Source organism: Peribacillus sp. NPDC060253, from assembly GCF_042727425.1.
GTDB lineage: Bacteria > Bacillota > Bacilli > Bacillales > DSM-1321 > Peribacillus.
In genome coordinates this window covers 1-7,438 of record NZ_JBHXAS010000174.1, presented here as the reverse complement: position 1 = coordinate 7,438, position 7,438 = coordinate 1, and the positions used below count along the sequence as shown (strand labels likewise).

4 protein-coding genes and 1 riboswitch are annotated in these 7,438 nt (G+C 41.0%); all 4 genes read left to right on the top strand.

Translation table 11 applies throughout. The features are described 5' to 3' along the window. The first annotated feature begins 15 nt into the window (after nucleotides 1-15). A riboswitch (SAM riboswitch) is annotated at nucleotides 16-114 on the top strand. A 103-nt stretch (nucleotides 115-217) separates the two neighbouring features. The 4 genes from ACFWE9_RS24900 (at nucleotide 218) to ACFWE9_RS24885 (ending at nucleotide 7,220) form a co-directional block, all read left to right on the top strand. After that, nucleotides 218-2,065, top strand: a complete 1,848-nt coding sequence (locus tag ACFWE9_RS24900; protein WP_230155408.1) for a bifunctional homocysteine S-methyltransferase/methylenetetrahydrofolate reductase — start codon at nucleotides 218-220, stop codon at nucleotides 2,063-2,065. Then, nucleotides 2,058-5,507 (top strand): methionine synthase, encoded by a 3,450-nt coding sequence (gene metH, locus ACFWE9_RS24895; protein WP_230155410.1) that lies wholly within the window; start codon nucleotides 2,058-2,060, stop codon nucleotides 5,505-5,507. Before ACFWE9_RS24900 ends, metH begins: the two co-directional genes overlap by 8 nt. A 99-nt stretch (nucleotides 5,508-5,606) precedes the next feature. Beyond that, complete coding sequence (locus tag ACFWE9_RS24890; protein ID WP_230155411.1) at nucleotides 5,607-6,374, top strand: polysaccharide deacetylase family protein; 768 nt, start codon at nucleotides 5,607-5,609, stop codon at nucleotides 6,372-6,374. A gap of 75 nt (nucleotides 6,375-6,449) precedes the next feature. Beyond that, nucleotides 6,450-7,220, top strand: coding sequence for a dioxygenase family protein (locus ACFWE9_RS24885; RefSeq protein ID WP_230155412.1), 771 nt, complete (start codon nucleotides 6,450-6,452; stop codon nucleotides 7,218-7,220). Nucleotides 7,221-7,438 lie beyond the last annotated feature (218 nt).

Below are 7,438 nucleotides of genomic sequence, written 5' to 3'. Positions count from 1 at the left end.
CAATTATATAAATGGATCTTATCGAGAGAGGTGGAGGGACTGGCCCGAAGAAACCTCAGCAACCAGCCTAGGCAAAGGTGCTAAATCCAGCAAGCAGAGCTTGATAGATGAGGAGAATGTTTCAAAAAACCTTCTTCTTTGAGAAGGTTTTTTTTCTTTTCTCTCATACTCATAAAAAACGACAAAAACAGGATTGTTTTTGAGAGAGGGTGTAATGATGAATTTTCGTAAAGAATTAAAAGAAAGAATGTTAGTTGGCGAAGGGGCAATTGGAACCTTATTGTACTCTTATGGTATCGATCAATGTTATGAGGAATTAAACTGCACGAATCCCCATCAAATAGAATCCATCCATAGCGCCTATTTAGAAGCAGGCGCAGATATCCTTCAATCGAATACATATGGAGCCAATTTCAACAAATTGAAACGGCATGGACTTGAAGATGAAGTAAGCAGGATCAATCGCCAGGGAGTCATCCTGGCTAGAAAAGCGGCAAAAGGCAAGGCATATGTCTTCGGTACGATAGGTGCGCAGAGGAGTATACGGAAATCGGATTTAAGCATGGAAGAAATTAAGCGAGGTTTTCGTGAGCAGCTATACAGTTTGCTGATGGAAGATCCGGATGGAATTCTCCTTGAAACATTTTATGACATGGAAGAACTGGAAACCGTGCTGCAAATCGTTAAAAAAGAAACGGAACTGCCAATCATCGCAAATGTTTCAATGCATGAACTGGGTAACCTACAAAATGGGATCCATTTAAATGAAGCATTTCAAAGACTGGAGCAATTGGGTGCCGATGTTGTTGGAGTGAATTGCCGTCTCGGTCCACATCATATGATTCGTGCCTTAGAAGAAGTGAATTTGCCAAAGCAAGCCTCGATTGCCATTTATCCTAATGCCAGTCTCCCGGATTATGTGGATGGAAGACTTGTCTATAAAGCAGTGCCGGAATATTTCGGTTCAAGTGCCCTGGAACTTCGTGAGCAAGGTGCAACGATCATTGGAGGGTGCTGTGGAACGACTCCTCTACACATTCAAGCTGTAAAGAATGCGATTGAAAGTCTGGTTCCAGTGAAAGAGAAAATTACGAAATCCCGTGAGATAGAAATAATTGAAGTGAATGATAGGGAATTGGAACTCCCTCTGTACGAAAAAGCCAAAACGGAAAGAACAATTCTTGTTGAACTTGATCCACCGAAAAAGTTGGGAATAGAAGGTTTCATGACTGGTGCGGAAGTTTTGAAAAATGCAGGGGTCGATTCGATTACTTTAGCGGATAACTCACTTGCTTCACCAAGGATATCGAATGATGCACTTGCTAATTTACTGAAGAACCAATTGAATATAAAGCCAATGGTGCACATAACATGCCGTGACCGGAATTTAATTGGCCTGCAGTCACATTTAATGGGCCTTCAGACGGTGGGGCTGAACGAGTTATTGATCATCACCGGAGATCCCTCTAAAATAGGGGACTTCCCTGGTGCCACTTCCGTTTATGATTTATCGTCGTTTGACTTGATAAGCATGGTCAAACAATTTAATGAAGGTGTCTCCTATTCCGGCCAAAGTTTGGGGCAACGGTCAAATTTTAAAATTGCCGCAGCTTTTAATCCCAATGTAAAATATTTGGATAAAGCCGTACAGCGGATGGAAAAGAAGATTGCCTGTGGAGCTCAATCCTTTTTGACACAGCCAATTTATTCAGTTGAACAGATCGAAGAAGTATATGAAGCAACAAAACATTTAGAAACACCAATTTTCGTTGGTATCATGCCCTTGACAAGCACACGAAATGCCGAATTCATCCATAACGAAATCCCAGGTATCAAACTGCCTGATAATGTTAGAAGGGCTATGGCTTTAGCAGGGAATGACCCAGTAAAGTCAAGAATTGAAGGCGTAAATATCGCGCGAGAGCTAGTGGACGCAGCAAGAGAGAAATTCAAGGGCATTTATTTAATCACACCTTTCCTCCGCTACGAAATGACGGCGGAACTTACGAAATATATTAGAAAAGTCGATAGTAAACAGACATCAGAGGTGGCAATACATGAATAAAAAAGCGATTCAAAAGCAATTGGATTCTAAGATTCTCCTTCTTGATGGAGCCATGGGAACGATGCTTCAGGCGGAGAATTTAACAGCAGAGGATTTTGGCGGGGAACAGTTCGAGGGCTGCAATGAGTACCTATCATTGACGCAACCAGAAATCATTCAATCCATCCATGAAAAGTATTTAGCAGCAGGTGCTGATATCATTGAAACAAATACCTTCGGAGCCACAAGCATCGTACTTGACGAATACCAAATAAGCACGATTGCTTACAAGCTTAATAAAATTTCAGCAGAGCTAGCCGTTAAAGCTTGTGAAAAATATTCAAATGATGAATGGCCGAGATATGTAGCTGGCTCGATGGGTCCCACTACAAAAACGCTTTCCGTAACAGGGGGAACGACTTTCGATATTTTAACCGAGTCTTATGAAGAACAGGCACTCGGCCTATTGGATGGCGGAGTAGACTTGCTATTGGTGGAGACCTGTCAGGATATGCTTAATGTCAAGGCTGCCTTTTCCGGAATCAAAGCAGCTTTTGCTAAAACGGGAAAAGATGTGCCTGTCATCATATCAGGTACGATCGAACCGATGGGCACGACACTTGCTGGCCAGTCGATAGAAGCTTTCTATTTATCGGTTGAACATATGAAGCCAGTGGCAGTCGGACTGAATTGTGCAACCGGCCCGGAATTCATGATAGATCACATTCGTACGCTTGCAGATATATCAAACAGCGCCATCAGTTGTTATCCAAATGCCGGACTCCCTGATGAAGAAGGTCACTATCATGAGTCACCGACTTCCCTTGCAGAGAAAATGAAGCAATTTGCTGAAAAGGGTTGGGTCAATATCATTGGAGGATGTTGTGGTACGACCCCTGAGCATATTAAGGAACTATCCAGGGTCCTTGAGGGCATCCAGCCCCGTACAATAACGGAATCTGCCCATGGCCATGCCGTATCAGGCATAGAGCCGCTCATCTATGATGATTCAATGCGTCCTTTATTTGTAGGTGAGAGAACGAATGTTATCGGATCTCGAAAGTTCAAAGAGCTAATTCGTGGAAAGCATTACGAGCCAGCTGCGGAAATAGCACGTGCCCAAGTGAAAAAAGGCGCCCATGTCATTGATATTTGCCTTGCTGATCCTGATGGGGATGAGCTTGGCGATATGAAGGAGTTTGTAGAAGAGGTCGTCAAAAAAGTCAAGGTCCCCTTGGTCATCGATACTACAGATGAAGCCGTACTTGAACAAGCGTTAAAACATTCACAAGGGAAATCCATCATAAATTCCATTAACCTTGAAGATGGTGAAGAGCGCTTTGAAAAAATTGTCCCATTCGTCCATCAATATGGTGCTGCCGTTGTGGTAGGAACGATTGATGAAATTGGGATGGCCGTCCATGCCGAACGGAAAATCGAAGTGGCTACACGGTCTGTGGACTTACTTGTTAATAAGTATGGAATAAACAGAAGTGACATCATTTTTGATCCACTGGTATTTCCTGTTGGTACAGGGGATGAACAGTATATCGGATCTGCGTTAGAGACGGTGAAAGGAATTCAGGCTATCAAAGAAAAGTTTCCCGAATGCTTAACGATACTTGGCATTTCGAATGTTTCTTTCGGTCTGCCAGAACGGGGAAGGGAAATTCTAAATGCCGTTTTCCTCTACCATTGTACAAAAGCCGGTCTCGATTATGCGATCGTGAATACAGAAAAGCTTGAACGTTTCGCTCTAATTCCGGAAGAGGAAGTGAAATTGGCTGAAGCACTCCTGTTTGATACATCTACAGAAACTTTAGCTATCTTTACTGAGTTTTATCGTGGGAAAAAAGCGGAGAAGAAGGACAATGGTGTCATTCTGCCATTGGACGAACGTTTAGGTAATTATATTATCGAAGGAACGAAAGAAGGATTAATTGAGGATTTAAATAAAGCCATTGAGCGCGGTGATAACCCATTGGAAATCATCAATGGACCATTGATGGATGGAATGAGTGAAGTGGGTCGGTTATTTAATGACAATCAACTTATAGTTGCAGAAGTACTTCAAAGTGCAGAGGCGATGAAGGCGGCAGTATCTCACCTTGAGCCACTCATGGAAAACTCTGAAGATAGTGCTAAAAAAGGAAAAATCCTTTTAGCGACAGTCAAGGGAGACGTACATGACATCGGCAAGAACCTAGTGGATATCATCCTATCCAATAATGGCTATGAAGTCATTGATTTGGGAATCAAGGTCGCACCACAACAAATCATTGAAGAGGTCCGCAAACATGAACCCACCATCATTGGCCTTTCTGGTTTACTTGTTAAATCAGCACAGCAAATGGTTTTAACTGCACAGGATTTAAAACAAGCGGGAATAGACACCCCAATTTTAGTGGGAGGGGCAGCTTTATCCCGTAAATTCACCGATTTCAAAATATCACCAGAATATGGCGGCTCGGTTTTATATGCCAAAGATGCGATGGACGGTTTGGCTGTCACCAATATTTTACATGATGCGGACAAAAAAGTGTTGTATTTAGAGGAGTTGGTCGAGAAAAGAGAAAGATCGAAGGCTAATGCAGCTATTGCCGCCACATTGGAAAAACCAGTGCGGAAGCAGTCCACTGCTGCTTCTCTAAGCAATGTTCCTGTTCAAATACCACGTGATATCAAGCGCCATGTCCTAAAAAACTATCCATTGGATGTCATTCAGCCATACATTAATCGCCAAATGTTGATTGGGCATCATTTGGGGCTAAAAGGCAAAGTTGCCGAATTACTTAAACAGGGGAATGAAAAAGCAGTACAGCTGAATAGTCTTGTTGATGAATTGATTGAATTCTTAAAGAACGAACCAGACTACGGCTTACAAGCGGTTTATCAATTTTTTCCTGCTCAAAGTGAAGGAGACAGGCTATTGGTTTACAACCCGGATAATCATAAGGAAGTTTTGGAGACATTTGACTTCCCACGGCAAGATACGAGTCCGCACCTTTGTTTAGCGGACTTCGCAAAGCCGGTTTCCTCAGGTGAAATGGATTATGTCGGCTTTTTCTTGGTTACTGCCGGAAAAGGGATCAGAAAATGGGCAGAAAAGCTAAAACTTGAAGGTGATTTCTTGAAAAACCATGCCCTTCAATCACTTGCTCTCGAAACAGCTGAAGGATTCGCGGAAAGAATACATCAATTAATGCGTGATGATTTAGGTATAAGCGATCCGATAGAAATGTCTATGAAAGAGCGTTTTGCAGCTAAGTATACGGGGCAAAGATTTTCATTTGGTTATCCAGCTTGTCCTAATCTGGAAGACCAGGAGAAGTTATTCCGCTTGTTACAGCCTCAAGATATTGGCGTGGAATTGACTGAAGGATGCATGATGGAGCCTGAGGCTTCCGTTTCAGCCATTGTATTTGCTCATCCAGAAGCTCGGTACTTCAATGTCGATCGATAACATAATGGTAAGGCAGCGGTATTTTTTACCGCTGCCTTATTGCGCATGAAACCCCTCGATTGGTACATCTTAATGGTCAAAAGGAAGGGGATGCAATTTATGAAGGATCTGCTTAAAATATTTCTTTCCATGGTGAGTTCTTTCATTATCATTTTGTCCATGACCAATGTGCAGGCGGTTAAAGTACATGCAATGGTTCCCGAAGAGATGACACCGCTCGTAAAAAGTAAAGAAGATCAGAAAGTCGCTTATTTGACTTTCGATGATGGTCCATCTTTGAATACCATGGATATATTAGATATTTTGGACCGCTATCATGTTAAGGCAACATTTTTCGTAAAAGGTAATGAAGAACCATACGCAAAGGAATATTATCAGGAAATGATTTCACGGGGTCATGTGATTGCCCTCCATTCCTATACACATGATTATTCTATCGTTTATCGATCAACTGAAAGTTTCTTTCAAGATTTGAATAGGCTTGAAACCATGCTGCAAAAGGAGTTTGGGATAAAAAGCCGTATTGTACGCCTTCCTGGAGGCTCGAATAATCATCTTCGGCATCAGGCTGCAACTAAACCCATCATAAATGGAATCCTTCAACAATTATCGGAAAAAGGGTATATTTACTTTGATTGGACCATCGATTCAACAGATGGCATCAGTCCATCAATAAGTGAACAACAAATCATTAATTCCGTACAAAAAGGGACGAAAGATCAAAAGCATGTTAATATCTTATTGCATGATATCAATAGTATGAAAAATACAGTGAAAGCATTGCCGGATATTATAGAATATCTTAAAAAAGAAGGGTATTATTTTGATACTATTGATGAGACAACTCCAAAAATACAATTTAATTGATGAACACATTGATTATATATAGTAAATTAAGGTATAGGGATAAGAGATTATATTGCGAAAGGATTTATCGTTTCTATGATGCCATCATTGTTTTTATCACATGGAACACCTCTATTAGCTTTGGAAAAGAATAGCTACACTTCCTTTTTGAAGGATTATATGAAAGATATGAATAAACCTGCTGCCATCGTTATATTGTCTGCGCATTGGGAAAGTGAGGAGCAGTTAATTTCAGCAGTAAAGAAGCATGAAGTCATTTATGATTTTGTTGGTTTTCCTGAAGAAATATTCCAGATAACATATCCTGCTTCGGGATGCCTAGAGCTGTCAGATAAAATATTGACCTTGTTGTCCAAGATAGATGTATGGGGCGAACTTGATGAAAGGCGCCCCTTGGATCATGGAGCATGGGGGCTTTTACACATCATGTACCCAAAAGCTGATATCCCGATCGTATCTTTGTCGATTAATCCTGATCTTCCATTAGACAAGCAGTATGAAATCGGGAAAGCTTTGGGAGAATTAAAGGAAAGTAATGTCCTAATCATCGGAAGTGGTGGAATTGTCCATAATTTCACCCATTTACAGAAGGATATGCTTGTGGCAGAGGGGTGGGCAATCAATTTTGAGAACTGGGTCGAAGAGAAAATCATGAATTGGGATTTGGAATCTTTGTTTAATTATGAACAAATTGCTCCTTTTAGTACTGATGCTGTACCTTCCAAAGAGCATTTCATTCCATTGGTCATTGCTATGGGCTCAGGAGATGACAGCAAAAAAGCGGCTCTCCTGCACAGGACATTTCAATATGGGAATCTGAGTTTAACAGCTTGGAAGTTTGATTGATTTAAAGGTTTGCAACCTAGTTAAAAATACAGGAAACTGGTCATTATACAAAAATCTTTTTTTAGCGAAAAAAGACTTAAATGAGCAAAAAAGTCAATTAAAAGCGTATTATGACGAATTAAACAGAAATATTGTTGCAAAAAGGTTGCATAAAGTGGTTTAACCTTTGGATATTTCGACAAAAACATGTTAATATAACATCTGAAAACGTTTTATCC

Coding starts and splice junctions, on each gene's coding strand:
- ACFWE9_RS24900 (WP_230155408.1), top strand. CDS start 218: ATGAATTTTCGTAAAGAATTAAAAGAAAGAATGTTAGTTGGCGAAGGG.
- metH (WP_230155410.1), top strand. CDS start 2,058: ATGAATAAAAAAGCGATTCAAAAGCAATTGGATTCTAAGATTCTCCTT.
- ACFWE9_RS24890 (WP_230155411.1), top strand. CDS start 5,607: ATGAAGGATCTGCTTAAAATATTTCTTTCCATGGTGAGTTCTTTCATT.
- ACFWE9_RS24885 (WP_230155412.1), top strand. CDS start 6,450: ATGATGCCATCATTGTTTTTATCACATGGAACACCTCTATTAGCTTTG.